Annotated in this window: 1 protein-coding gene; it reads left to right on the forward strand. The window is 56.0% G+C overall.

The window, feature by feature from the left end; translation table 11 throughout:
* Nucleotides 1-88: 88 nt before the first annotated feature.
* Nucleotides 89-350, forward strand: a 262-nt coding sequence (locus AC1RPW_RS08195) for a hypothetical protein (protein WP_481769473.1), incomplete at its 3' end; no start/stop codon positions are given.

The following is a 350-nucleotide window of genomic DNA, read 5'->3' on the forward strand; positions in this document are numbered from 1 at the left end:
TGATAGAGCAGCGCGAGCGCGCCAGAGCCGCGTGGAAGGCTGCGAAACAGCCTAGTAAATAACGCGTATTACATACAGGAGTCCAAAAATGAGTGACGAACTAAATCCGGGGCGCGCAGCGTTCCCGCCGTTCATACCAGAATCACCAACACGATTCGCGCAGCCTGCGGACCCGACGCCGACCCTGCTCCAGCGATTCCTTAACTGGCTGAACATTCGGGACCTGCCACGCACCGTTGTGCAGGACTGGAACCAAGACGATGGCGCTTATCACATGCGCAACCCGAACTACATAGGTCCGCTCTATGTGGTCAATCTGTCGCACATATCGAACTTCGTGCCCAAAAACC

Source organism: Dellaglioa sp. CoH-55-MRSF-8 (assembly GCF_056782195.1).